At 64.7% G+C, this 22,719-nt stretch carries 21 protein-coding genes, 1 tRNA gene and 1 pseudogene; 13 read left to right on the plus strand and 10 right to left on the minus strand.

Annotated features, from left to right (window positions below; all coding sequences use genetic code 11):
• Positions 1–306: 306 nt before the first annotated feature.
• The 10 genes and pseudogenes from IVA82_RS17340 to IVA82_RS17385 all read right to left on the minus strand — a co-directional run.
• The gene (locus IVA82_RS17340) at positions 307–1,278 is read right to left on the minus strand and encodes a cation diffusion facilitator family transporter (RefSeq protein ID WP_247380251.1); all 972 of its coding nucleotides are present in this window, start codon (positions 1,276–1,278) and stop codon (positions 307–309) included.
• A gap of 2 nt (positions 1,279–1,280) precedes the next feature.
• On the minus strand, positions 1,281–4,493 hold the full coding sequence (locus IVA82_RS17345; RefSeq protein ID WP_247380254.1) for a CusA/CzcA family heavy metal efflux RND transporter: 3,213 nt from the start codon (positions 4,491–4,493) through the stop codon (positions 1,281–1,283).
• The gene (ihpB, locus tag IVA82_RS17350; protein WP_247380257.1) at positions 4,486–5,463 is read right to left on the minus strand and encodes a divalent metal ion exporter adaptor subunit IhpB; all 978 of its coding nucleotides are present in this window, start codon (positions 5,461–5,463) and stop codon (positions 4,486–4,488) included. Before ihpB ends, IVA82_RS17345 begins: the two co-directional genes overlap by 8 nt.
• A complete protein-coding gene (gene ihpA, locus IVA82_RS17355; RefSeq protein WP_247380260.1) occupies positions 5,460–6,734 on the minus strand; it encodes a divalent metal ion exporter subunit IhpA in 1,275 nt (424 codons plus the stop codon). Before ihpA ends, ihpB begins: the two co-directional genes overlap by 4 nt.
• Positions 6,735–6,788: 54 nt before the next feature.
• Positions 6,789–7,148 (minus strand): hypothetical protein, encoded by a 360-nt coding sequence (locus IVA82_RS17360; protein WP_247380263.1) that lies wholly within the window; start codon positions 7,146–7,148, stop codon positions 6,789–6,791.
• Positions 7,149–7,267: 119 nt separating this feature from the next.
• Positions 7,268–8,518, minus strand: coding sequence for a peptidase T (gene pepT / locus IVA82_RS17365; RefSeq protein WP_247380271.1), 1,251 nt, complete (start codon positions 8,516–8,518; stop codon positions 7,268–7,270).
• A gap of 118 nt (positions 8,519–8,636) precedes the next feature.
• Positions 8,637–8,936 carry an HU family DNA-binding protein gene (locus IVA82_RS17370; RefSeq protein WP_247380275.1) on the minus strand — a complete coding sequence of 100 codons (300 nt, stop codon included), beginning with the start codon at positions 8,934–8,936 and terminating at the stop codon, positions 8,637–8,639.
• 205 nt (positions 8,937–9,141) lie between these two features.
• Positions 9,142–9,218: transfer RNA gene (locus IVA82_RS17375), tRNA-Asp, on the minus strand.
• A 158-nt stretch (positions 9,219–9,376) separates the two neighbouring features.
• Complete coding sequence (locus IVA82_RS17380; protein WP_247380278.1) at positions 9,377–9,580, minus strand: hypothetical protein; 204 nt, start codon at positions 9,578–9,580, stop codon at positions 9,377–9,379.
• A 120-nt stretch (positions 9,581–9,700) separates the two neighbouring features.
• Positions 9,701–9,844, minus strand: a pseudogene (locus tag IVA82_RS17385) (MFS transporter); the annotation flags it as partial.
• A 314-nt stretch (positions 9,845–10,158) separates the two neighbouring features.
• Here IVA82_RS17385 and IVA82_RS17390 point away from each other — a divergent pair.
• The 13 genes from IVA82_RS17390 (at position 10,159) to nuoG (ending at position 22,716) form a co-directional block, all read left to right on the plus strand.
• A complete protein-coding gene (locus IVA82_RS17390; protein ID WP_247388486.1) occupies positions 10,159–10,671 on the plus strand; it encodes a MarR family transcriptional regulator in 513 nt (170 codons plus the stop codon).
• A gap of 176 nt (positions 10,672–10,847) precedes the next feature.
• Positions 10,848–13,100 (plus strand): TonB-dependent siderophore receptor, encoded by a 2,253-nt coding sequence (locus IVA82_RS17395; RefSeq protein ID WP_247388487.1) that lies wholly within the window; start codon positions 10,848–10,850, stop codon positions 13,098–13,100.
• A 22-nt stretch (positions 13,101–13,122) separates the two neighbouring features.
• Entirely contained in the window at positions 13,123–14,259 is a 1,137-nt protein-coding gene (locus IVA82_RS17400; protein ID WP_247388488.1) for a PepSY-associated TM helix domain-containing protein, read from the plus strand.
• A 53-nt stretch (positions 14,260–14,312) separates the two neighbouring features.
• Positions 14,313–14,486 carry a hypothetical protein gene (locus IVA82_RS17405; protein ID WP_247388489.1) on the plus strand — a complete coding sequence of 58 codons (174 nt, stop codon included), beginning with the start codon at positions 14,313–14,315 and terminating at the stop codon, positions 14,484–14,486.
• A gap of 247 nt (positions 14,487–14,733) precedes the next feature.
• Positions 14,734–15,099 carry an NADH-quinone oxidoreductase subunit A gene (locus tag IVA82_RS17410; protein ID WP_148743655.1) on the plus strand — a complete coding sequence of 122 codons (366 nt, stop codon included), beginning with the start codon at positions 14,734–14,736 and terminating at the stop codon, positions 15,097–15,099.
• Positions 15,090–15,677, plus strand: coding sequence for an NADH-quinone oxidoreductase subunit B (locus tag IVA82_RS17415; RefSeq protein ID WP_247388490.1), 588 nt, complete (start codon positions 15,090–15,092; stop codon positions 15,675–15,677). The genes IVA82_RS17410 and IVA82_RS17415 overlap by 10 nt, the downstream gene beginning before the upstream one ends.
• A gap of 11 nt (positions 15,678–15,688) precedes the next feature.
• On the plus strand, positions 15,689–16,303 hold the full coding sequence (locus tag IVA82_RS17420) for an NADH-quinone oxidoreductase subunit C (RefSeq protein ID WP_247388491.1): 615 nt from the start codon (positions 15,689–15,691) through the stop codon (positions 16,301–16,303).
• Positions 16,304–16,305: 2 nt separating this feature from the next.
• Positions 16,306–17,502 (plus strand): NADH-quinone oxidoreductase subunit D, encoded by a 1,197-nt coding sequence (locus tag IVA82_RS17425; RefSeq protein WP_247388492.1) that lies wholly within the window; start codon positions 16,306–16,308, stop codon positions 17,500–17,502.
• On the plus strand, positions 17,502–18,464 hold the full coding sequence (locus IVA82_RS17430) for an FkbM family methyltransferase (protein WP_247388514.1): 963 nt from the start codon (positions 17,502–17,504) through the stop codon (positions 18,462–18,464). The genes IVA82_RS17425 and IVA82_RS17430 overlap by 1 nt, the downstream gene beginning before the upstream one ends.
• A 12-nt stretch (positions 18,465–18,476) precedes the next feature.
• A complete protein-coding gene (gene nuoE, locus IVA82_RS17435; RefSeq protein WP_247388493.1) occupies positions 18,477–19,088 on the plus strand; it encodes an NADH-quinone oxidoreductase subunit NuoE in 612 nt (203 codons plus the stop codon).
• A complete protein-coding gene (locus IVA82_RS17440; RefSeq protein WP_247388494.1) occupies positions 19,088–19,294 on the plus strand; it encodes a hypothetical protein in 207 nt (68 codons plus the stop codon). Before nuoE ends, IVA82_RS17440 begins: the two co-directional genes overlap by 1 nt.
• 15 nt (positions 19,295–19,309) lie before the next feature.
• Entirely contained in the window at positions 19,310–20,635 is a 1,326-nt protein-coding gene (gene nuoF, locus IVA82_RS17445; RefSeq protein WP_247388495.1) for an NADH-quinone oxidoreductase subunit NuoF, read from the plus strand.
• A 5-nt stretch (positions 20,636–20,640) separates the two neighbouring features.
• Entirely contained in the window at positions 20,641–22,716 is a 2,076-nt protein-coding gene (gene nuoG / locus IVA82_RS17450) for an NADH-quinone oxidoreductase subunit NuoG (protein WP_247388496.1), read from the plus strand.
• The last annotated feature ends 3 nt before the right edge of the window (positions 22,717–22,719 follow it).

Below are 22,719 nucleotides of genomic sequence, written 5' to 3' on the forward strand. Positions count from 1 at the left end.
CCAACAGTCGGGCGCTCAGCGCCTTCCGCTTCTTCGTCATCGAACTCTGGAGACGCACGCTCCGGCGCCGCAGCCAGACCGATGGCATGAGGTGGGAGACGATCAGTCGCCTCGCCTGTGACTGCCTCCCCAGGCCCAACATCCGTCATCCTTGGCCGCGAGCACGCTTCGCCGTCACTCACCCGAGGTGGGAGCCGTATGCGGGAAAGCCGCACGTACGGATCTGTGCGGGGGGCGCTCAGCAATGAGCGTCCCTACCGCGACCGCTGCGCTTGCAATGACGATGTAGAGGCTAAAGCGTATGACTCACACCACATCATCCGGCGCCAGCGCGCAGCCGCTGTCGGGATGCGTCTCGACCTGCAGCGTGGTGTGGCCGATCCGGAACGATGCCTTCAGCAGCTGCGCGGTCTCCATCAAGAACGCGTCGCCGGTGGTGCCGGCGGGCATGACGAGATGGCAGGTCAGCGCGGTCTCGGTAGTCGAGATCGGCCAGACGTGGAGATCGTGGATCGCCGCGACTCCGGGCCGTGCCAGCAGAAACGCTTTGATCGCGTCGAGGTCGGTGCCCTTCGGCGCTGCCGCCATCGACATGGCGATGGAGCCGCGCAGCAGGCTGGTCGTGCTCCAGAGGATGGTGGCGCAGATCACGAGGCTGGTGACGGGGTCGAGCCAGAGCCATCCGGTCCAGATGATCAGCGCCGCCGAGACCACGACGCCGAGCGAGACTGCGGCGTCCGCCGCCATGTGCAGGTAGGCGCCTTCGATGTTGATGTCGTCCTTGCGTCCGCGCGCGAACAGCATCGCGGTGAATCCGTTGACGAGGATGCCGATGCCGGCGACCACCATCACGGTGATGCCGGCGACAGGCACCGGTTCGCGCAGGCGCAAAATCGCCTCCCAGCCGATCGCACCCGTTGCGACCAGCAGGAACACCGCGTTGGCGAGCGCCGCCAGGATGGTGGAAGCCCGAAGCCCATAGGTGAAGCGGCCGCTCGGCGCGCGCCGGGCCGCGATCGATGCGCCCCAGGCCACGATCAGGCCGAGCACGTCGCTGAGGTTATGGCCGGCATCGGCCAGCAGCGCGGTGGAGTTGCCGATATAGCCGTAGACCGCCTCGGCCACGACCAGCGCGGTGTTGAGCGAAATTCCGATCGCAAACGCCCTGCCGAAATTGGCAGGCGCATGGACATGCGCATGACCAAGACCATGTACATGACTGTGTGCGTGGCCGCCGTGATCATCGTGGTGGTGACCGTGATGGTCGTGCCCGCCCAAATCTATCGCTCCCCGGAGGTCGCCAAATCAGGCGCCATTGTAGGCGTTTCGCTCGCGCCGTCACGCCGGAACAGCATATAGAGCGCCGGCAGCACCAGCAGCGTCAGCACGGTCGAGGAGATGATGCCGCCAATCACGACGGTGGCCAGCGGCCGCTGCACCTCGGCGCCGGCGCCGGTGGCGAGCGCCATCGGCACGAAGCCGAGGGAGGCGACCAGCGCGGTCATCAGGACCGGGCGCAGGCGCGTCAGCGAACCCTCGCGCACGGCCTCCGCAATCGGGCGTCCCTCGCTGCGCAGCCGCTCGATGAAGGCGATGATGACGAGCCCGTTGAGCACAGCCACCCCTGACAGCGCGATGAAGCCGACGCCGGCGCTGATCGACAACGGGATGCTCCGCAGCAACAGCGCCGCGACACCGCCGGTCAGTGCCAGCGGCACGCCGGAGAACACCAGCAGCGCATCCGCCACCGATCCCATGCTCATGAACAGCAGCAGGAACACCAGCAGCAGTGCCACCGGCACGACGATTGTGAGCCGCTTGGTCGCGGAGACCAGTTGCTCGAACTGCCCGCCCCAGCCGATCCAGTAGCCCGGTGGCAGCTTGACCTTCTCTGCGACAGTTTCCTGGGCCTTGGCGACGAAGGAGCGCAGATCGCGTCCGCGGACGTTGGCCATCACCACCACGCGGCGCTTGCCGTTCTCGCGGCTGATCTGGTTGGGGCCGGGCGCGATCTCGATCGCCGCGACGGAGGACAATGGGACGTAGCGCAGCCCTGTACTCGCGGTCCCCGCCCATGCGGTCTTGGTGACGGCCGCCGTGTCCTCGCCCGGCGGCAGCGGGATCGGCAGCGACTTGATCGCATCGGGGTTGGCGCGCAGGCTTTCCGGCAGGCGCACCACGATGTCGAAGCGGCGATCGCCCTCGAACAGTTTTCCAACCGGTTTTCCCCCGATTGCGATCTCGACGAGGTTTTGAACCTCGCCGACGCTTAGGCCGTAACGCGACAGCGCCTGGCGGTCGAGCTTCACCGTGAGGATCGGCAGGCCGGCAATCTGCTCCGTCTTGACGTCAGCGGCGCCTTCGATGCCGCGAACCACGCCGTGGACCTGCTGGGCGATGCCCGCGAGCACGTCGAGGTCATCGCCGAAAATCTTGACGCCGACATCGCTCCGGATGCCTGCGATGAGCTCGTTGAACCGCATCTGGATCGGCTGGGTCATGCCATAGGCCGTGCCGGGCAGGGTGTTGGCGGCACGCTCGACTTCGGCGACCACTTCATCCTTCGGCTTCGCAGGATCGGGCCATTCCTCGCGCGGCTTCAGCGTGACATAGGTGTCGGCCACGTTCGGCGGCATCGGGTCGTTGGCGATTTCGGCGGTGCCGACTTTGGAGAAGATGGTCGAGACTTCAGGAACTTGCTTGATCGCCTTCTCGAGGCGCAGCTGCATGTCGACGCTCTGGGTCAGGCTGGTGCCGGGAATCCGGATGGCTTCGATGGTGATATCGCCTTCGTCGAAGCTCGGGATGAACTCGCCGCCCATGCGCGTCGCGGCGAACAGGCTTGCGGCGACGATCAGGACGGCGCCAAGTGCGACACTGCCGCGGTTGCTGATGGCACGGTCGAGCAAGGGAACGTAGAGCCGCTTGGCCGCGCGCATGAAGATGTTCTCGGTCTCCGAGACCCTGCCGGTGACGAGGATCGCGATGGCGGCTGGAACGAATGTGATCGATAGCAGCGCTGCGCTGCCGAGTGCCATCAGCACAGTGAGCGCCATCGGCGTGAACATCTTGCCCTCGGTCCCCGTCAGCGTCAGGACCGGCAGATAAACCACGGCGATGATCAGCGTGCCGAACAGGCTCGGCTTGATGACCTCGCTGGCGCCCTCGCGAATGGTCTGCATCCGCTCTTCCAGCGAGAGCAGGCGCCCGCGGCGGTGCTGCTCGGCGGCGAGCAGCCGCAGGCAGTTCTCGACGATGATGACGGCGCCGTCGACGATGATGCCGAAATCGATCGCCCCCAGGCTCATCAGATTGGCGCTGACCTTGCTTTCTACCATGCCGCTGATCGTGAACAGCATGGAGAGGGGAATGACACAGGCGGTGATCAGCGCGGCGCGGATGTTGCCGAGGATCAGGAACAGCACCGCGATCACCAGCGCTGCGCCCTCGACCAGATTCTTCTCGACAGTCTGGATGGTGGCTTCGACCAGATGCGTGCGGTCGTAGACCGAGCGCGCAATCACGCCCTCGGGGAGCGATTTCGTGATCTCCTTGAGCCTTGCGGCCACGCGCTGGGCCACGCTGCGGCTATTCTCGCCGATCAGCAGCATGGCGGTGCCGAGCACGGTCTCCTTGCCGTTCGCCGACGCAGCGCCCGTGCGCAGGTCCTGGCCTTCCTGCACCTCTGCGACATCGCGGACGCGCACCGGGACGCCGCCGCGCGAGCCGATCACGATGTCCTTGATTTCCTGAATATTGGCGACCTGGCCGGGGGCGCGGACAAGATATTGCTCGCCATTGCGCTCGATATAGCCGGCGCCGACATTGGCGTTGTTGGCCGCAAGCGCCGTCATGATGTCGCGGAAGCCGAGGCGATAGGCCATCAGTCGGCCGGGGATCGGCAGCACGTGGAATTGCCGCTCATAGCCGCCGATCGAATTGACCTCGATCACGCCGGGGATGGTGCGGAGCTGCGGCTTGATGATCCAGTCCTGGATGGTCCGCAGTTCGGTCGGGGTGAAATCGGCGCCGGTCGCCGATTTCGCGCCGGGCCGCGTTTCGACGGAATAGACGTAGATTTCGCCGAGGCCGGTCGAGATCGGCCCCATCGCGACCTCGGTGCCGGAAGGCAACTGGTCGCGGGCTTGCTGGATGCGTTCATTGACGAGCTGGCGCGCGAAATAGATGTCGGTGCCGTCCTGGAACACGACGGTGACCTGGCTCAGGCCATAGCGCGAGATCGAGCGCGTGTAGTCGAGCTTCGGCAAGCCTCCCATCGCAGTCTCGATTGGGAAGGTGATGCGCTGCTCGGCTTCGAGCGGCGACAGGCCGGGTGCGCGGGTGTTGATCTGGACCTGGACGTTGGTGACGTCGGGTACGGCGTCGATCGGCAGGCGCGTGAAATTCCAGGCGCCGAAGGCGCCGGCTGCGAGCGCGAAGAGGACAACGAGCCATCGTTGACGAATGGACGCGGCGAGGACGCGATCAATCATGATCGGCGTCTCCCTTGCCCATCTCGGCCTTGACCACAAAACTGTTCTCGGCGACGTAGCGCTCGCCGGCCGATAACCCTGCACGGACCTCCACGAATTTCGGGTCGGAGTCGCCTAGTTCGACCGGACGCGCCTCGATCTTGTCGCCGTCCTCGCGGACGAACACGATGGTCCTGTTCTCCAGCGTTTGGATCGCGCTCTTGCGGACGGCAACGGCAACGGCGCGGGCGGCCAGGATCAGCCGCGCCGTGACGAACAGGCCGGGACGCAGCCGGCCATCCGGGTTGGGCAGCACGACGCGGGCGAGCGCGGTCTGGGTCTCGCTCGCGCCGATCGGGGCCATATAGGAGATCGTGCCCTGGATTTCGCCGCGGCCGTCGTCGGGATCGATCAGCACCTCGTCGCCGAGGCGAACCTGCCTGAGGTCCTGGCGATAGATCGAGAGGTCGACCCAGATGCTGGAGAGATCGGCGACGACGAAGGCCGGCTTCTGCTCGGAGGCATATTCGCCGAGCGAGATCTGCCGCTCGATGATGGTGCCGCCGATCGGCGCCTTGAGCTCGTAGATCGTGAGGCTCTGGTTGCTCTCGATGGAAGCCAGCAAATCGTCCTTGCCGACCTTGTCGCCGATCCGCTTCAGGATCGATTTGACGACGCCGGGAAAGCGCGGCGTCACCTGCACCACGGCTTCCTGGTTGGCGCGCAAAATGCCGTTGAAGGCGAGCGTGTCGGTCAGCGTGGCGCTGGCGGCCTCCGCGAGCGTCACGCCCGCGGCGGCAAGCTTGACGTCGGAGATGCGGATGCGATCGGCGCCGTGCTCGTCCTGCTCGACATGGTCGTTCGGCTTCTCCGGCTTGTTGTCTGCGGCATGTTCGGATGGCGCAACGCGGGCCGGCGCCAGCATCGCATAGCCGTAGGCGCCGAGCGCGGCCGTGACGATTCCCACGAGGATGGTTGAGGATGTCTTCATCGTGCGCCCTCCCGGGCGAGCGAGAACGGATTGCCGACCAGGCCCTCGATGGTGGCAACGCCCGCGTGGAAATTCTGCAGCGCCTCCTGCTCGCGCAACCGCGCCTGCGCGACGCTGGCCTGGGCGTCCAGCACTTCGAGCAGGGTGAAGCGGCCCTGGCCGTAGCCCTGCGAGATCGCCTCGGCCGCCTCCTGTGCCTTCGGGATCGCGGTCTCGCGCAGCACGGCGAGTTCGCGCAGCGAGCCCCGGATCGAGTCGTAGGCGCGGCCGGCGATCACGACCAGCGTGTTGCGGTTGGCGTCGCGCTCGGCCTTGGTCTTGGCCAGGCTCTCCTGCGCCGAGAGGATGTTGCCCTGGTTCTGGTCGAACACGGGAATCGGCACCGAGACGGTGAGGCGCACCGCATCGTCATTGGTCTCGTTGAAGTGGCGCCAGCCAGCGGCAATCCGGACGTCAGGATAAGGCTTGAGCCGCGCCAGCAGCAGCTCGGCATTGCGCTGGGCATAAACGGCGGTCCAGCGCGCCAGCTGCGGATTGGCATCGATGGCGGCGACCACGGACTGGAATGCGGGCGGTCGCCCCGTGGTGTCGAGGCGGCCGGAGACCTCGGCGAATTTCGGTGTCGGATCGCCCATCAGCACCGCAAGCTCGCGCCGGGCACTGGCAAGCGTCGCCTTGAAGCGCTCGCGATCGGCTTTCACCAGAGCGGACGCCACCTCGGCGCGGCCGGTTTCGGCCGGCGAGGAGGCGCCGGCCTCGACGCGGCGCCGCAGCAGCGGCGTCAGGCGGTCGATGGCGACTATTTGCTCGTCGAGGATCTGGATACGGCGCTGCGCGCCGAGCACGCTGAGGAAGGCGATCGCGGTCTCCGAGAGCAGCTCGAGCCTGACGGCCTTGCGCTGGATTGCCGCGACCTCGATTCCGGCCTCGCCTGCGGCGATCCGCGCCTCGCGCTTGCCGAACAGCTCGAACGCCTGGCTGATCTGGAGCGTGGTCTCGGCCGATTTGGTGCCGCGGTAGATTCCGGAGCCGAGAGAGTTGTCCTGTTCATAGGACAGCTCCGGATTGAGCAGTGCGCCCGCCTGGATGCGCTGCCCCGTGGCAACGCCGACATCGCGCTCGGCCGCGGTCAGGCGCGGGCTCGCGGCCAGCGCCCGCGACAGCGCGCTCCGCATCGTCAAAGTCTGGGCGTGCGACGGTGCAAGCGCCAGCCCGGCAATCAGACACGCCGCCGCGCACGCCAGGCGCGCAGCCATTCCCCTGCAAAACATAAAACCGACCTGTGAAGGATGAACCTAATGGGCGCGAGCGCCCGACCAATCCGTTCAGGCAATATGTTTGGGAGGCGGGGAGTCGGTATCGGGGACGATGCCCGCGAGCCGGGCCGCGCATTGCGGGACTGAAGCGGACACAAGCTCGCTCGATGCGGCAGACGGCGCCGGCTGCGCCACCGTCACCGAGAAGCAGCCATGGCAATGATGGCCGCCGAGCGCCTTGTCGTCAGCGTGGCCCGAGCTGTCGAGCACCGCGGCGATCTCCGAGCCGCCGGCGGGCGTGGTGACGTCGATGTCGTGCAGCCCGTGCAGCACGCCCGTCAGCAAATAGACCGCCGCGATCAGCACAGCGAGCAGCCCGCGCCAGTTGCGCAGGTGGCTGGATCGATTGGCTCGGCGGATCGCGGTCACGGTATCGCTCTGGTTCCCGGTCTGGCTGCGGTAGCATGGCGGCCGCAACAGTGTCGACCCGCAACATTGTTACGTGTGGGGAACTTGATGTCGCTTCGCGTCTTGCATGCGCGCGAGCGCTAAGCCTTTTCCTCCCAGATCATCGCGAGATGCACGATGGTCTGCACCGCCTTCTCCATGTCCTGCCGGCTGACCCATTCGAGGCGCGAGTGAAATGCGTGCTCGCCTGCAAAAATGTTGGGGCAGGGCAGGCCCATGAAGGACAGGCGCGAACCATCAGTGCCGCCGCGGATCGCGGTGCGCATTGGGCGGAGGCCGGCACGGCGGATCGCTTCGATGGCGTATTCGAGGATGTGCGGGTGCCGGTCGATCACCTGCTTCATGTTGCGGTACTGCTCCTTGACCTCGAACTTGTAGGTCGAGCGCGGATAATCCTTCATCACATCCTTGACGATGCCCTCGAGCAGGATCTCCTTCTCCTTCAACCCTTCCTCGGTGAAGTCGCGCACGATGAAGGACAGCGTCGCCTGTTCCAGCGCGCCGTCGATGCCGATCGGATGCAGAAAACCCTGCTTGCCTGACGTTGTCTCGGGCGAGCAGCCTTCCTTGGGCAGGCGCTCGACGATCGCGGCTGCGATCTTGATGGCGTGCTCCATCTTGCCCTTGGCATAGCCGGGATGGGCGCTGACGCCGTTGATGGTAATGGTGGCGCCGTCGGCCGAGAACGTCTCGTCCTCGACGCAGCCGGCGCTCTCGCCGTCCATGGTGTAGCCGAAATCCGCGCCGAGCTTCTTCAGATCGACATTGTCGACGCCGCGGCCGATCTCTTCGTCGGGCGTGAACAGGATCTTGATCGTGCCGTGCTTCACTTGCGGATTGTTGATGAAGAAATGCGCGGCATCCATGATTTCGGCGACGCCGGCCTTGTTGTCGGCACCTAGCAGCGTGGTGCCGTCGGTCGTGATGATGTCGTTGCCGATCTGGTTCTTCAGCGCGTGGTGCTCGGCGAAGCGGATCACCTGGCTGGGATCGCCCGGCAAGGTAATGTCGCCGCCGCGATAGTTCTTCACCATTTGCGGCTTGACGTCCTTGCCGGAGCAATCGGGCGAGGTGTCCATGTGCGAGCAGAAGCAGATCACCGGCACCTTCTTGTCGGTATTGGCCGGGATTGTTCCATAGACGTAGCCGTAGTCGTCGAGATGGGCGTCCGCGACGCCCATCTCTTTCAGTTCGGCGGCGAGCACGCGGCCAAGATCTTTCTGCTTTTCGGTCGAGGGCGAGGCCGGGGATTCCGGATCGGACTGGGTGTCGATAGTGACGTAGCGCAGGAAGCGCTCGGTCACGGTGTGCGTAAAGGTGAGGGAGGACATTTCTGGTCAAACCGCCGGGCCTGAGGGAGGCCACGCGGTATACCAGAAAAGCGTCATTCCGTGGGCTGCGTTGATGCGGGGCACGACGCCTGGATCAGCCTTAACGAAGCGTAAGCGGCTAGATCGCCTCCTTGAGCTCCTTGACCGGGCGGAACGAGACCTTCCTGCTGGCCTTGATGTGGATCGGCTCGCCGGTGGCGGGATTGCGGCCGGTGCGGGCGGCGCGCTTGCGGACCTGGAGGATGCCGAGGCCGACGATGCGGACGCGGTCGCCCTTCTTCAAGTGTTTTGCAATCAGGTCGACCATATCGGTCAGCACGGCCTCGGCGTGCTTCTTCGACAGGTCCTGGCTTTCCGCAATATCCGCGGCGAGGTGCCTGAGGGTGATGGTGACGGGAGCGGCTGCCTTCTTCGCCATGCTGTCTGGCCTTCCTCGATGATCCAACGGCAGGGAATCCCGGAAAGTCGAACAACGTGAGGGAAACCTGCAAAAACCCCGGCAGGCGTAGACGATTCGGCCGGAGGCTGACTACGCCCCGGATGCGGCCAGACGCTGTCAACGGCCAAACGGATGCGAAAGGCGTCGAGAAGTTCGTGCTAAGGCTATGAAGGGATTGCCAAAATGGCGCGAGAGACGGGGCTCGAACCCGCGACCTCCGGCGTGACAGGCCGGCGCTCTAACCAACTGAGCTACTCCCGCGTGGTTCGCTGAAAGCGCGCGGAACGAGGGGGGACTTAAAGGCGGGGCTTGGTGAAGTCAAGGACGTTGCGCTTCGCCTGCGCGCCTCGGCTAAGTATTGCTCGGGAAAACGAAAAGGCCGCCCGGAGGCGGCCATCGGACTTCCCGGAATGGGGCCGTTAGCGGATCTCCGACGTCCCCACGCTGGTGACCACCACCGGCTTACCGGCCTTGATCACATGGGTCGACTGGGCGGTCTGGCTGTAATCGGCGTTGGTGCGGGCTGCGATTCCGAAGCCGGCCACTGCGATGCCGGCCACAAGCGCCACCACCACGATCTTCATGTGGGTCCCACGATCAGCAGAATGAATTGAGTGGTTCATCTGAGCCTCCCGACGGGCTTTGCCGTCGCCTGTTGGCTCTTGTCTTAAGGACCGTCTGTTTCCGGATGGCTTCGCGGGTTCCGCAAAATGGTTTCATCTAGCCGGTTTCGCCTAGCCGGCTCAGGCGGCGGCCCGGCCGATATCGGTGCGGATCGACCGGGCGGCCCAGACGAACAGCAGGGCGCCGAGCGTGGTCGTGACGGCCGCCGAGAGCAGGGAATAACGCACTGCATCTGCCCCAAAACTGCCCTTCAGCGCGTCGTTGGGATCTTCCGCTCTAGGGCAATCGCATATGGATTTCACGCGGATTGTCCGCGGGCTTGCTCCGCCTCTCCCGCTTGCGGGAGAGGCCGACGCGCTCGCAGAGCGCGGCGGGTGAAGGCTCTCGCCACGGCGGGATTTCCTCCCCCAATCCCAACAATCCCGACGCGGAGACACCCCCACCCCAACCCTCCCCCGCAAGCGACCGCAAGCGGGAGAGGGAGCCCACTGCCGATGTCGCATCGTGCGCCCATATGCGATTGCCCTGCCCTCCGCTCAGGCTTGGCACGCCACGGCTTTCTTGGCAGAGGTGGACCATGAGCCAGACACCGAGCAGGGGCGGATCGTCGCCCGGGACAGACGAGAACGATCCGCCGGCGCCGATCACCACGATGCTGTCGTCACGGCTAATGGTGCTCGCCAATTTGCTCAAGCGCGGCGCCGTCCTGCGCTACAAGCGTCTCGCCGGATTGTCCTCGGTCGAGTTCGGCCTGGTCGCCTCGCTCGGCCGGCGGCCGCCGATGAGCGTGGCGCGTCTCGCCGAAGCGGTCGGCCAGGACAAGGGTCAGATCAGTCGCGCGCTGGCGGAACTTGTGTCGCGCAAGCTGATCGCGAAATCGGCGAACCCGAAAGACAGCCGCGAGGTGCTGGTCTCGTTGACTCCAGCGGGCCTTGCCGCGCATGATGCGATCGTCGCCGGCGCGCAGGAGCGCAATCGGCGTCTGTTGGAACATCTGAGCGAAGCAGAGTTCCAAACGCTGCTGCGACAGCTCGATCAGCTCACGACGATCGCGGCCGAAATGCTCGAAGCCGAAAAAGTTTCACGCTGATTTCACGGCAATATTTGGAAATCTTTGAGCGCTTCTAAGACTCCTTCTAAGAAGCTTTCAATTAGCGAAATCGCGTTCCCTCACGTAAGCGTCGACGCGGCGCATTCCGTCATGGGACTGACGGCGTGACGCAACAAATACGCAGTTTTCGGGGTGGCGCGTTGAACAGTCTTGGAATGCTGCGGTCGGCCGTATTGGCGACCGCATCCGCTTGGGTATTGACGCCGCAAGCGTTGTTCGCACAATCTTCGCCGCAATCCGGCGCGACGAATCTGCCGCCGGTGACCGTCGCCGCGCCGGAACAACGCCGCCGCGCAGCCACGAGCACGCCGCGCCGCGCCCAGCGGTCGCCGCAGAGTGCCAACAGCCAGAAGCCGCAACCGCAGCGCAACGTCGGCTTCGTCGAGACGCCGCGCGGCCCGGTGCACGGCTACGTCGCAGGCCGCAGCTCGTCCGGCACCAAGACCAACACGCCGATCATGCAGACGCCGCAGTCGGTCTCGGTGATCGGCGCCGAGCAGATCCGCGACCAGAAGCCGAACAAGCTCGACGAGGTCCTGCGCTACACTGCCGGCGTGCGTGCCGGAACGTTTGGCACCGACACCCGCAACGACTGGTGGCTGATCCGCGGCTTCAAATCCGAGGACATCGGACTGTTTCTCGATGGGATGCAACTGTTCTACACGTCCTATGCGAGCTGGAAGCTCCAGACCCCGAATATGGAGCGGGTCGAGGTGCTGCGCGGTCCCTCGGCCGTGCTCTATGGCGGATCGAGCCCGAGCGGCATCGTCAACGTCATCAGCAAGCTGCCCCCGGCCGAACTGATCCGTTACGTCGAGACCGGCGTCAACAATTTCGGCAATGCCTATATCAGCTTCGATTTCGGCGGACCGGTCGCGACGAGCCCTGAGAACGGCAAGCTGTTCGCCCGCGTGGTCGGACAGGTGCAGAACGGCGGCACGCAGGTCAACTTCACACCCGACAACAACCACTTCATCGCGCCGTCGGTGACCTGGAAACCGGATGCCGACACGACGTTCACGGTCTTGGCGTCGGCCTCGAAGCAGGACACCCGAGGCATCAACTTCCTGCCTTACAGGGGCACGGTGACCAACGAACCATTCGGCAAGATCCCGACCAGCTTTTTTGCGGGCGATCCCGGTGTCGACAAGTTCACGCGCGAGCAGGAGATGCTCGGCTACCAATTCGAGCGCAATCTCACCGACGACCTGACATTCCGCCAGAACGCGCGGTTTGCGCATGTCGACATTACCTACCGCGGCTATGTCGGCAACGATTGGGCCGACGTCAACACGGCTACCCTCAACCGGTACAATTGGTATGCGAAGAACACCGCCAACCACGCCAATCTCGACAACCAGCTCGAGTATTGCTTCAACACCGGCCCGGTCAGACACACGACGCTGTTCGGGGTCGACCTGAGGGGGTACCAGATTGACGACTACCAAGCTTTCGGGTTCGGCGTGCCCGCGATCAACGTCTTCAATCCCGCCTATGGGGGAGCCGAGGTTCCGTTACCGAGCGCGCCTTTCCGCAACTTCCTCATCACGCAGAAGCAGGTCGGCACTTATCTTCAGGATCAGATGAAGCTCGGCAACTTCACGCTGGTGCTGAGCGGCCGAAATGATTGGGTCGAGACGACGCAGGATGCCCGTGATACGCGGGCCGTGGTCGCCAGTCGCGACGACAGTCGGTTCAGCGGCCGTGCTGGGCTGATCTATAATTTCGACAACGGCATCGCGCCCTACGTGTCCTACGCGACCAGCTACAATCCGGTTATCGGCCTCAATGCCCAGAACCAGTTGTTTCTGCCGGAGACCGGCAAGCAGGCCGAGATCGGCGTGAAGGTCGCGCCAAAGGGAGCCGACGGCTATTTCACAGTCTCGGCCTTCGATCTGGTCCGTCAAAATGTCGCGACGACATTGCCCGGCAGTGTCCCGGTATTGCAAAACCAGACGGGCGAGGTGACCTCGCGCGGCATCGAGCTCGAAGCGGTGGCCAATGCCACAAAGGAGCTGAAGCTGATCGGCTCCTTCACGGCCTATCATCTCTTCAACAGCAGGGATCTCGATCCGGCGCTGGTTGGCAAGACGCCGACCAACACGCCTGAGCTCCTGGTTTCGGGCTGGGCCGACTACACCTTCAAGGACGGACCGCTGGAAGGGTTTGGTTTCGGCGGTGGCGTGCGTTATGTCGGCTCCTCTTGGGCCGACACCGCCAACACGCTCGAGGTTCCCTCGGTGGTGCTCGGCGATCTTGCGGTCCACTACGAATGGCAGAACTGGCGCACCGCGCTCAACGTGATCAACGTGACCGACAAGATCTATGTCGCGAGTTGCGCCTCGGCCACGTCCTGCTTCTACGGCGACCGCCGGCGCGTCACCGCCAGCGTCTCCTACAAATGGTGAGGACAACCGAGGGAGCGCCATCGTGAAAGCGCGAACGGTCAGACTCTGGTCCGTGGTCCACACCTGGACCAGCCTGATCTCGACCGTGTTCCTGTTGCTGCTCTGCCTGACCGGCCTGCCGCTGGTCTTCCATCACGAGATCGATGAGCTCCTGGGCTATGCCCCCCAGCCCGAAGCTCATGCGAGCGCGGCGCGTGCGACGACCCAGCAAGTCGCCGACGCCGCGCTCGCCGCCGATCCTGGCCGGGTGCTGCAATATATCTCCTGGGACAAGGACGAGCCCGGGATCGTGACGGCCTTCACCAACAGTGCCGTCGACGGGCTGCCGGACAACACCACCGTGCGCGCCTTCGATGCGCACTCGGCCAAGCTGCTCGGACCGGTCGGTGTCGGGCCGATGCTGATCGTGCTCAAGCTGCACACCGACATGTTCGCGGGCCAGGCCGGAAAGCTGTTTCTTGGTGGGATGGGCCTGCTGTTTGCCGTCGCCATCGTCTCCGGCGTCGTGCTGTACTGGCCGTTCACCCGCCGGCTGCGCTTTGCCACCATTCGCGACCGCGCCTCGCGCCGCGTTGTCTGGCTCGACTGGCACAATCTGATCGGCGTGGTGACGGTGGCCTGGGCTCTGGTGGTCGGGCTGACCGGTGTCGTCAACACCTGGGCCGAGTTGATGCTGAACCAGTGGAAAGCGAACGAGCTCGCCAGCATGGTCGCGCCCTATGCCGGCAGGCCGCCGCCCTCGCATCTCGCCTCGCTCGACGGCGTCGTTGCGCGCGCCAAAACGGCGGCGCCCGGCATGGAGATCGCCTTCATCGCGTTTCCGGGCACGCCGTTCACCTCCTCGCACCACTTCGCCGCGTTCATGCGCGGCGACACGGCGCTGACGTCGCGGCTGCTGAAGCCGGTGCTGCTCGACGGCGAAACAGGGGAGGTCGCCGACAGCCGGGCGCTGCCGCTCTATCTCCAGGCGCTGCTGATCTCCCAGCCGCTGCATTTCGGCGACTATGGCGGCATGCCGCTGAAGCTAATCTGGGCGGCGCTCGATATGCTCACGATTGTCGTGATCGGCAGCGGCCCCTATCTCTGGTTGGCCCGGCGGCGGAAACGGGCACCGGCTCGGACCGACGCGTTCGCCAGAAGGGCCTCGGTTCCGTCGTGATGCATGGCTCCCGGGGTCGCTCGCGCCTGTGGGTACGTGTATTTGCGGCACCTATGCTGTTCGCGGGTGCGACCATCACGGGGCTGCTGGCGGCATTGCTTTGGGGCGCGATTGGCCAATATGTAGCCTGGGTGACGGTGGGAGCCCCCGTGCTGCTCATCGCCTGGATTTGGGTGCGCCGCCGCAGCAAGACCTCGCAATTTGGGCAGACGCTCCACGGCAAGTAGTTGCCGGGACCTGTGCGCCGCAAGCTCAGGACTGCCACCTTGCAAAACTGCGGCTACCCTTGCTGGCTTTGCCGATCTGCTCCATACCAGCGCGGGGTGATTCCGGGATTTCTACCGTTCTGGGGGCGGTAAAGGGCCTAAAAAGAGCGTGTCTTGCGCCCATTGGTGCACTGCGCTAAGGCTCAGAATAATTCCAAATCGGACGAATCCGTGGCTGTCCCGAAGCTGCGGGAAAAAGGGCTCGTCAATGAGCGGCATTCTACAGAACTACCTTCCACTCGTCGTCTTTATAGGGGTAGCTGCTATCATCGGCCTGGTGCTGCTGATCGCGCCCTTCGTCGTCGCGTTCCAGCAGCCGGACCCGGAAAAACTGTCGGCGTATGAGTGCGGTTTCAACGCCTTCGACGACGCCCGGATGAAGTTCGACGTCCGCTTCTATCTGGTCGCCATCCTCTTCATCATCTTCGACCTCGAGGTGGCGTTCCTGTTTCCCTGGGCAGTGGCGTTCGGCAAGCTTGGCGCGACCGGCTTCTGGTCCATGGTCGTGTTCCTCGCCGTGCTGACGGTCGGGTTCGCTTATGAATGGAAGAAAGGCGCGCTCGAATGGGATTGAACCTTGCACCATCCGCCGGTCCGGTCCTCGCACCGGCCGCCAAGGGCATCCTGGATCCCTCGACCGGCAAGCCGGTCGGGGCCAACGATCCGTTCTTCCTCGAGGTCAATCACGAGCTGTCCGACAAGGGCTTCTTCGTGGCTGCGACCGACGACCTCATCACCTGGGCGCGCACCGGCTCGCTGATGTGGATGACGTTCGGTCTTGCCTGCTGCGCGGTCGAGATGATGCAGGTGTCGATGCCGCGCTACGACATCGAGCGCTTCGGCTTCGCCCCGCGCGCCTCGCCGCGTCAGTCCGACGTGATGATCGTTGCCGGCACCTTGACCAACAAGATGGCCCCGGCGCTGCGCAAGGTCTACGACCAGATGCCCGAGCCGCGCTACGTCATCTCGATGGGCTCCTGCGCCAATGGCGGCGGCTACTATCACTATTCCTACTCGGTCGTGCGCGGCTGCGACCGTATCGTGCCGATCGACATCTACGTGCCGGGCTGTCCGCCCACCGCGGAAGCGCTGCTCTACGGCGTGCTGCTGCTTCAGAAGAAGATCCGGCGCACCGGCACCATCGAACGCTAAGGTTTTACGTCATGGACGATGGCAAGCTCGACGCCCTTGGGCAAACGATCGTTAGCGCGCTGCCGGGCGCCGCCACCGGTCACTCGGTCGCCTTCAACCAACTCACGGTTGATGTCGAAGTCAGCAAGATCGTCGAGGTGGTCAAGCACCTCCGCGACGATCCGAATTGCCGCTTCATCAACTTCACCGACATCACGGCGGTGGACTATCCCGACCGCGAGAAGCGTTTCGACGTGGTCTATCACTTCCTGTCACCGGCGCTGAACACGCGGATTCGGCTGAGGGCCCAGGCCGACGAGGCCACGCAGGTGCCGTCGCTGATCGAGGTGTTTCCCGGCGCCGACTGGTTCGAACGCGAGGCCTACGACCTCTATGGCGTGATCTTCGTCGGCCATCCCGACATGCGCCGCCTCTTGACCGACTACGGTTTCGAAGGCCATCCGCTGCGCAAGGACTTTCCGCTCACCGGCTTCGTCGAGGTCCGCTACGACGACCAGGAGAAGCGGGTGGTTTACGAGCCGGTGCGGCTCAACCAGGAGTTCCGCAAGTTCGATTTCCTGTCGCCGTGGGAGGGGGGCGACTATCCGGTCCTTCCAGGCGATGAAAAAGCGGGGCCGAAGAGCTGACCATGAACCAGCAACCGCAAGAACTCCGCAATTTCACCATCAATTTCGGCCCGCAGCATCCGGCGGCGCACGGCGTGCTGCGCCTGGTGCTCGAGCTGGACGGAGAAGTGGTGGAGCGCGTCGATCCGCATATCGGTCTCCTGCACCGCGGCACCGAGAAGCTGATCGAGCAGAAGACCTACCTCCAGGCGATCCCGTATTTCGACCGGCTCGACTACGTCGCGCCGATGAACCAGGAGCACGCCTTCTGCCTCGCCGCCGAAAAGCTGCTCGGTATCGAGGTGCCGCGCCGTGCGCAGCTGATCCGCGTGCTCTATTGCGAAATCGGCCGCATCCTCTCGCATCTGCTCAACGTCACCACGCAAGCGATGGACGTCGGTGCGCTCACCCCGCCGCTGTGGGGCTTCGAAGAGCGCGAGAAGCTGATGGTGTTCTATGAGCGCGCCTCGGGCAGCCGCATGCACGCAGCCTTCTTCCGCGTCGGCGGCGTGCATCAGGATCTGCCGCAGAAGCTGGTCGACGATATCGAGGCCTGGTGCGATCCGTTCCTGAAAGTGGTCGACGATCTCGACCGGCTGCTCACCGGCAACCGCATCTTCAAGCAGCGCAACGTCGACATCGGCGTGGTGCCGCTGAAGGAAGCCTGGGAGTGGGGTTTTTCGGGCGTTATGGTGCGCGGCTCGGGCGCAGCCTGGGACCTGCGCAAGTCGCAGCCTTATGAATGCTACGCCGAGATGGATTTCGACATTCCGATCGGCAAGAACGGCGACTGCTACGACCGCTATCTGATCCGCATGGAAGAGATGCGCCAGTCCGTGCGCATCATGAAGCAGTGCCTCCAGAAGCTGAAGGCGCCGGACGGGCAGGGGCCTGTCGTCGTCGAGGACAACAAGATCGCGCCGCCGCGCCGCGGCGAGATGAAGCGCTCGATGGAAGCGCTGATCCATCACTTCAAGCTCTACACCGAAGGCGTCCGCGTCCCGGCCGGCGAGGTCTATGCCGCGGTCGAGGCGCCGAAGGGCGAATTCGGCGTCTATCTCGTCTCCGACGGCTCCAACAAGCCCTACAAGTGCAAGATCCGCGCGCCCGGCTTTGCGCATCTCCAGGCGATGGATCACATCTGCCGCGGCCATCTGCTCGCCGACGTCTCGGCGATCCTCGGCTCGCTCGACATCGTGTTCGGTGAGGTCGATCGGTGATGGCGCAGGCGCCGATCCAGTTTGACCGTGCCTCGGGGGCCCTTGAAGGGGCCAACCTGTGGGAGCGGACGGCTGCCTTGGCGCTCATGACGGGATCGAAGATCTCGTCGCACTTCTCGCATATGGGCTACATCGCCTGCGCCAACCTGCTGCGGAAAACGCTGCCCGAGCGCAACATCGCGATCAAGCTCAACCCCGACGCCGTGTTCGAATTTCCCTATGGCGACGGCTATTGGAGCAAGCTGCTCAACCGCTCCTACAATTACGAGGACGAGCTCGAGCTGTTGTTCGTGGACTCCATCGACGTCGACTACACGCTGCTCGATTGCGGCGCCAATTACGGCTACTGGTCGGTGCTGGTCTCGGGCAAGCCGTTCGGCGCCCACAAGGCGATCGCGATCGAGCCGTCGGGGCAGAACTATCCGAAGCTTGCCAACAACGCGCGCGTCAACGCCAACCGTTTCGAGACTATGAAATGCGCAATCGGCGCGGCCCGCGGCACCGCGCGGCTGTCCGGCACCAAGCACGAGGCCTTCAGCATCGCCGGCGATAATTCGGCCGGCGGCGAGGAAGTGCCGGTCATTGCGCTCGATAATCTCATCGACGACGGCAAGGTCGCTCCCAGCGGCAAATATCTGATCAAGCTCGACGTCGAGGGCGTCGAGATCGAGGCGATCAAGGGCGGCGCCCGGCTGCTTGAGGCCGACAGCGTCATCATGTGCGAGGAGCACGGCAGCGATCCGACCCACGCGGTGTCGCGCTTCATCCTCGAACAGACTCCGCTGAAGCTGATCGTGTTCGATCCGCGCAGCAAGCGGATGGAGACCGTGACCGAGCTGTCGATCCTCGATCGCATCAAGGTCTCGACCCACGTCGGCTACAACGTTTTCGGCACCGCAAGCGCATTCTGGCAGAGCAGGATCGATGCCCTGAATGCGAAAACTGCGCGCCGCATGCAGTGAGAGATTGAACAGATGTCCGTCCGCCGATTAGCACCGAAGGAAGTCCAGCCCGCGAGCTTTGCGTTCACGGAGGAGAACCTCGCGTTCGCCAAGCAGCAGATCGCGAAATATCCGGCCGGACGCCAGGCTTCGGCCGTGATCGCGATCCTCTGGCGCGCGCAGGAACAGCACGACGGCTGGGTCTCGGAAGCCGCGATCCGCGTCGTCGCCGACATGCTCGACATGCCCTATATCCGCGTGCTCGAGGTCGCGACCTTCTACACGATGTTCCAGCTCGCCCCCGTCGGCAAGAAGGCCCACGTCCAGGTCTGCGGCACCACGCCGTGCCGGCTGCGCGGGGCCGAGGATCTGATCCACGTCTGCGAGAGCCGGATCCATCACGATGCCTTCCATCTCTCCAAGGACGGCAATTTCAGTTGGGAAGAGGTGGAGTGCCTTGGGGCCTGCGTGAACGCGCCGATGGTCTTGATCGGCAAGGACACCTATGAGGACCTGACCAAGGAGAGCTTTGGCAAAGTGCTCGACGGCTTTGCTTCGGGCAATCCGCCCAAGCCTGGTCCGCAGAACGGCCGCCAGTTCTCGGCGCCGATCGGCGGGCCGACCACGTTGAAGGAGACCACCTGATGGGTGATCTCGCGAGACCCGGAGCGGGGAGTGGCGACGTCATGAAGAAATGGGGCTTCATCGCCTTGCATGCCGCCGTCGCGGCCGCGTTCATTTTCCTGCTCCAGCGTTTCACGATGAACGCGTCGCTGGAATCCAGTCTGCTCTGGGCGCTGACCTTCGCCGTCTGCGCCGCCGGGCTTGCCTACAAGCAAGCCAACCGTTGATCGGAAAGCACTGAAATGCTCGAGGACAAGGACCGCATCTTCAAGAACCTCTACGGCCTCCATGATTGGGGGCTCGAGGGCGCGCGGCGCCGCGGCGCCTGGGATGGCACCAAGGCCATCATCGACAAGGGCCGCGACTGGATCATCAACGAGATGAAGGCGTCGGGCCTGCGTGGCCGCGGCGGCGCCGGTTTTCCGACCGGCCTGAAATGGTCGTTTATGCCGAAGGAATCGACCGACGGCCGGCCGAGCTATCTCGTCGTCAATGCCGACGAGTCCGAGCCCGGCACCTGCAAGGACCGCGAGATCATGCGGCACGATCCTCATCTACTAATCGAGGGCTGCCTGATCGCGAGCTGCGCGATGAACGCGCATGCCTGCTACATCTATGTCCGCGGCGAGTTCATTCGCGAGCGCGAGCATCTCCAGGCCGCGATCGACCAGGCCTATGAGGCCAAGCTGGTCGGCAAGGACAACGTCAATGGCTGGCCGTTCGACATCTATGTCGCCCACGGTGCCGGCGCCTATATCTGCGGCGAGGAAACCGCGCTGCTCGAAAGCCTCGAGGGCAAGAAGGGCCAGCCGCGGCTGAAGCCGCCGTTCCCGGCCAATGTCGGCCTGTTCGGCTGTCCGACCACCGTCAACAATGTCGAGTCCATTGCGGTTGCGCCGGACATCCTGCGCCGCGGCGCGGCGTGGTTTGCCGGCATCGGCCGTCCGAACAATGTCGGCACAAAACTGTTCTGCATCTCTGGCCATGTCGAGCGGCCCTGCAACGTCGAAGAGGCCATGGGCATTCCGTTCCGTGAGCTGATCGAGAAGCATTGCGGCGGCATCCGCGGCGGCTGGGACAACCTCAAGGCCGTGATCCCCGGCGGTTCCTCGGTGCGCATGGTGCCGGCCGAGCAGATCATCGACACGCCGATGGATTTCGACAGTCTGAGCAAGCTGCGCTCGGGCCTCGGCACCGCGGCCGTGATCGTGATGGACAAGTCGACCGATTTGATCCGTGCGATTGCCCGCATCTCCTATTTCTACAAGCACGAGAGCTGCGGCCAGTGCACGCCGTGCCGCGAGGGCACCGGCTGGATGTGGCGCGTGCTTTCTCGCATGGCCGAAGGCCGCGCCCACAAGCGCGAGATCGACATGCTGCTGGAAGTCACCAAGCAGGTCGAAGGCCACACCATCTGCGCGCTCGGCGACGCAGCCGCCTGGCCGATCCAGGGCCTGATCGCGCATTTCCGTCATGAGATCGAAGCGCGCATCGACCAGTATTCGCACCAGGCCGACATCGACGATGCCGGCGTCCGCGATCCCGTGAACATGGTCGCGGCGGAGTAGGAAGAATGACCAAGCTCATCATCGACGGCAAAGAGATCGATGTCCCGCCGGAGTACACGCTGCTCCAGGCGTGCGAGGCCGCCGGCGCCGAGATTCCGCGCTTCTGCTATCACGAGCGGTTGTCGATCGCCGGCAACTGCCGGATGTGCCTCGTCGAAGTGAAGGGCGGCCCGAAGCCGGTCGCAAGCTGCGCCTGGGGCGTGCGCGATTGCCGTCCGGGTCCCAAGGGCGAGCCGCCGGAAATCTCGACGCGTTCGCCGATGGTGAAGAAGGCGCGCGAAGGCGTGATGGAATTCCTGCTGATCAACCATCCGCTGGACTGCCCGATCTGCGACCAGGGCGGCGAGTGCGATCTCCAGGACCAGGCGATGGGCTATGGTGTCGATACCAGCCGTTTCGCCGAGAACAAGCGCGCGGTCGAGGACAAATATCTCGGCGCACTGGTCAAGACCTCGATGAACCGCTGCATCCAGTGCACGCGCTGCGTCCGCTTCTCGGCGGAAGTCGCCGGCGCCCCCGAGATGGGCGCGACCGGCCGCGGCGAGGACATGGAGATCACGACCTATCTCGAGCACGCGCTGAGCTCGGAACTCCAGGGCAACCTGGTCGACATCTGCCCGGTCGGTGCGCTGACGTCGAAGCCTTACGCCTTCGCCGCCCGCCCGTGGGAACTCGGCAAGACCCAGTCGATCGACGTGATGGACGGCATTGGCTCGGCGATCCGGGTCGACACCCGCGGCCGCGAGGTGATGCGCATCCTCCCGCGCATCAACGAGGCCGTGAACGAGGAGTGGATCTCCGACAAGACCCGTCACGTCGTCGACGGCCTGCGCACCCAGCGTCTCGACCGTCCCTATATACGCGAAGCCGGCAAGCTGCGCGCGGCGAGCTGGCCGGAGGCCTTTGCCGCGATCGCCGCCAAGGCGGCGCGCACCGACGGCAAGCGGATCGGCGCGATCGCGGGCGATCTCGCCGGCGTCGAAGAGATGTTCGCGCTCAAGGACCTGCTCGGCAAATACGGCTCGGCCAATCTGGCCGTGCAGGGCGGCGATGCCTTCGATCCCGCGCTTGGCCGCGGCTCCTACATCTTCAATCCGACCCTGGTGGGCGTCGAGCAGGCCGACGCGCTGCTGATCATCGGCGCCAATCCGCGCAAGGAGGCGGCCGTGTTCAACGCCCGCATCCGCAAGCGCTGGCGCGCCGGTGGCTTCAAGATCGGCGTGATCGGCGCCAAGGCCGACCTGACCTATGACTACGATCACCTCGGCGCGGGCACCGACACCCTCGGCGAGCTTGCGGCCGGCAAGCACTCCTTCATGGACGTGCTGAAGGCCGCCAAGCATCCGATCATTTTGGTCGGCGCGGGCGCGGCCTCGCGTCATGACGGTGCCGCCATTCTCGCCAGCGCCGCCAAGCTTGCGCTCGATGTCGGCGCGGTCAAGGACGGCTGGAACGGCTTTGGCGTGCTGCACGAGAGCGCCTCGCGTGTCGGCGCGCTCGATATCGGCTTCGTCGCGGGTCCCGGCGGGCTGAATGCGGCGCAGATGACGACGTTCGGTACGCTGGATTTGCTGTTCCTGCTCGGCGCCGACGAGATCAAGGCGCCGGACGGCACCTTCGTCGTCTATATCGGCACCCATGGCGACCGTGGCGCGCATCGCGCCGACGTGATCCTGCCAGCGGCCGCCTACACCGAGAAGTCAGCGATCTACGTCAACACTGAAGGTCGCGTGCAGATGACCGGCCGCGCCGCGTTCCCGCCGGGCGAGGCCCGCGAGGATTGGGCAATCGTCCGCGCGCTGTCGGAGGCGCTCGGCAAGAAGCTCGGCTACGACTCGCTGTCCGCGTTGCGCCAGGCGATCTTCAAGGCGGTGCCGCATTTGATCCGTCTCGACCAGATCGAGGCCGGCTCCGCCGACCAGATCAAGACGCTGGCGGGGAAGGGCGGCACGACGGAGAAGGCGCCGTTCAAGCCGCTCGTCGAGGACTTCTATTTGACCAACCCAATCGCGCGTGCGTCCGCCGTGATGGCGGAATGCTCGCGGCTTGCCTCCGGGCAGATGCTGACCGCAGCGGAGTGAGCT

The organism is Bradyrhizobium sp. 142 (assembly GCF_023074015.1).
Taxonomy (GTDB): Bacteria; Pseudomonadota; Alphaproteobacteria; order Rhizobiales; family Xanthobacteraceae; genus Bradyrhizobium.

What these genes read in the sequence shown, in the direction of transcription:
- nuoE (WP_247388493.1), top strand. Translation starts at nt 18,477, where the DNA reads ATGTCCGTCCGCCGATTAGCACCGAAGGAAGTCCAGCCCGCGAGCTTT.
- IVA82_RS17395 (WP_247388487.1), top strand. Translation starts at nt 10,848, where the DNA reads ATGCTGCGGTCGGCCGTATTGGCGACCGCATCCGCTTGGGTATTGACG.
- IVA82_RS17370 (WP_247380275.1), bottom strand. Translation starts at nt 8,936, where the DNA reads ATGGCGAAGAAGGCAGCCGCTCCCGTCACCATCACCCTCAGGCACCTC.
- IVA82_RS17410 (WP_148743655.1), top strand. Translation starts at nt 14,734, where the DNA reads ATGAGCGGCATTCTACAGAACTACCTTCCACTCGTCGTCTTTATAGGG.
- IVA82_RS17425 (WP_247388492.1), top strand. Translation starts at nt 16,306, where the DNA reads ATGAACCAGCAACCGCAAGAACTCCGCAATTTCACCATCAATTTCGGC.
- IVA82_RS17430 (WP_247388514.1), top strand. Translation starts at nt 17,502, where the DNA reads ATGGCGCAGGCGCCGATCCAGTTTGACCGTGCCTCGGGGGCCCTTGAA.
- IVA82_RS17405 (WP_247388489.1), top strand. Translation starts at nt 14,313, where the DNA reads ATGCTGTTCGCGGGTGCGACCATCACGGGGCTGCTGGCGGCATTGCTT.
- IVA82_RS17415 (WP_247388490.1), top strand. Translation starts at nt 15,090, where the DNA reads ATGGGATTGAACCTTGCACCATCCGCCGGTCCGGTCCTCGCACCGGCC.
- IVA82_RS17380 (WP_247380278.1), bottom strand. Translation starts at nt 9,580, where the DNA reads ATGAACCACTCAATTCATTCTGCTGATCGTGGGACCCACATGAAGATC.
- IVA82_RS17345 (WP_247380254.1), bottom strand. Translation starts at nt 4,493, where the DNA reads ATGATTGATCGCGTCCTCGCCGCGTCCATTCGTCAACGATGGCTCGTT.
- nuoF (WP_247388495.1), top strand. Translation starts at nt 19,310, where the DNA reads ATGCTCGAGGACAAGGACCGCATCTTCAAGAACCTCTACGGCCTCCAT.
- IVA82_RS17440 (WP_247388494.1), top strand. Translation starts at nt 19,088, where the DNA reads ATGGGTGATCTCGCGAGACCCGGAGCGGGGAGTGGCGACGTCATGAAG.
- ihpA (WP_247380260.1), bottom strand. Translation starts at nt 6,734, where the DNA reads ATGTTTTGCAGGGGAATGGCTGCGCGCCTGGCGTGCGCGGCGGCGTGT.
- pepT (WP_247380271.1), bottom strand. Translation starts at nt 8,518, where the DNA reads ATGTCCTCCCTCACCTTTACGCACACCGTGACCGAGCGCTTCCTGCGC.
- IVA82_RS17420 (WP_247388491.1), top strand. Translation starts at nt 15,689, where the DNA reads ATGGACGATGGCAAGCTCGACGCCCTTGGGCAAACGATCGTTAGCGCG.
- nuoG (WP_247388496.1), top strand. Translation starts at nt 20,641, where the DNA reads ATGACCAAGCTCATCATCGACGGCAAAGAGATCGATGTCCCGCCGGAG.
- ihpB (WP_247380257.1), bottom strand. Translation starts at nt 5,463, where the DNA reads ATGAAGACATCCTCAACCATCCTCGTGGGAATCGTCACGGCCGCGCTC.
- IVA82_RS17390 (WP_247388486.1), top strand. Translation starts at nt 10,159, where the DNA reads ATGAGCCAGACACCGAGCAGGGGCGGATCGTCGCCCGGGACAGACGAG.